Consider the following 1,656-nt stretch of genomic DNA (forward strand, 5'->3'; position numbering starts at 1 on the left):
TGCTGTGAAAGTAACAGTACCGTCTGCAGCGTTTGTAGCTGTCTCAACGACTTTGTCACCTTGTTTAAGTTCAAACTTAAATTGACCTTTTACAAGCTCTTTATCACCTTTCAAGACTTTCTTAGCTGAGAAAATTACTTGTGTTGAAGACGCAACATAAGTGTTGGTGAAGGTTGGGTTGTTGTCAGTTACAGTCGCAACAAGTTTGCCTGCACCGTTATCAACAACTTTAACAGTCACTTTATGTGTAGCAGTGTCATATGTCACACCTGCTTCGCTACCTGCTTTTTCAGAGATAGTATAAGTGTGCTCACCAGCTTCTTTGTACTCAATACCTGCGAAAGCAACTGTACCGTCTACAGCGTTTGTCGCTGTTCCGATTACTTTGTCACCTTCTTTAAGTTCAAACTCATATTTACCAGCTTCTAGAGCTTTACCATTCAAGACTTTCTTAGCCGTGATGTTAACAGTTGTTGAAGCTGCTTTGTAAGTGTTTGTGAAGGTTGGGTTGTTGTCAGTTACAGTCGCAACAAGTTGACCTTGTCCGTTATCAACAACTGCTACCTTAACTTCGTGTTTAGCAGTATCGTATGTCACACCTGCTTCGCTACCTGCTTTTTCAGTGATAGTGTATGTGTGGTTACCTGCTGCTGCGTATTCGATAGCTTCGAAAGTCACAGTACCGTCGGCAGCGTTTTTAGCTGTCGCAACGACTTTGTCACCTTCTTTAAGTTCAAACTCGTATTTACCAGCTTCTAGAGCTTTACCATTCAAGACTTTAGTAGCCGTGATAGTAGCTGTTGTTGAAGTTGCTTTATAAGTGTTGGTGAAGGTTGGATTGTTACCTGTAACAGCTGCAACAAGTTGACCTTGCCCGTTATCTGTAACGTTTACTGTCACTTCATGTTTAGCAGTGTCGTATGTCACACCTGCTTCGCTACCTGCTTTTTCAGTGATAGTGTATGTGTGGTTGCCTGCTGCTGCGTACTTGATATCTTCGAAAGTCACAGTACCGTCGGCAGCGTTTTTAGCTGTCGCAACGACTTCGTCACCTTCTTTAAGTTCGAATTCGTATTTACCAGCTTCAAGGGCCTTACCATCCAAGACTTTAGTAGCTGTGATCGTTGCACTTGTTTTAGCTGCTTTATAAGTGTTGGTGAAGGTTGGATTGTTGTCTTTTACATCTGCAACAAGTTTTCCTTGTCCATTATCTGTAACTTTTACTGTTACATTGTGAGTAGATTTATCGTAAGTTACACCTGCTTCGCTACCTTCTTTTTCAGTGATAGTGTAAGTGTGGTCACCTGCTGCTGCGTACTTGATAGCTTCGAAAGTAACAGAACCGTCTGCAGCGTTTTTGGCTGTTGCGACGACTTCGTCACCTTCTTTAAGTTCGAATTCGTATTTACCAGCTTCTAGAGCTTTACCTTCCAAGACTTTAGTAGCCTTGATAGTAGCTTTTGTTTCAGCGGCTTTATAAGTGTTAGTGAAGACACGTTCTGCTTCATCTACAGTCGCAACCAATTGACCTTGACCGTTATCTACTACATTCACTTTAACTGTGTAGGATTCTGTTGAGTATGTCACACCTGCTTCTGTTCCTGCTTTTTCAGTGATAGTGTAAGTGTGCTCTCCTGCTTCGGTGTAGTTGACGTT

At 42.1% G+C, this 1,656-nt stretch carries 1 protein-coding gene; it reads right to left on the reverse strand.

Annotation, left to right across the window (positions count from 1 at the left end; all coding sequences use genetic code 11):
• The coding region (locus tag GMD6S_RS08980) for a Spy0128 family protein (RefSeq protein WP_000295538.1) at positions 1–1,656 on the reverse strand (1,656 nt) is incomplete at both ends.

The organism is Streptococcus sp. GMD6S (assembly GCF_000297015.1).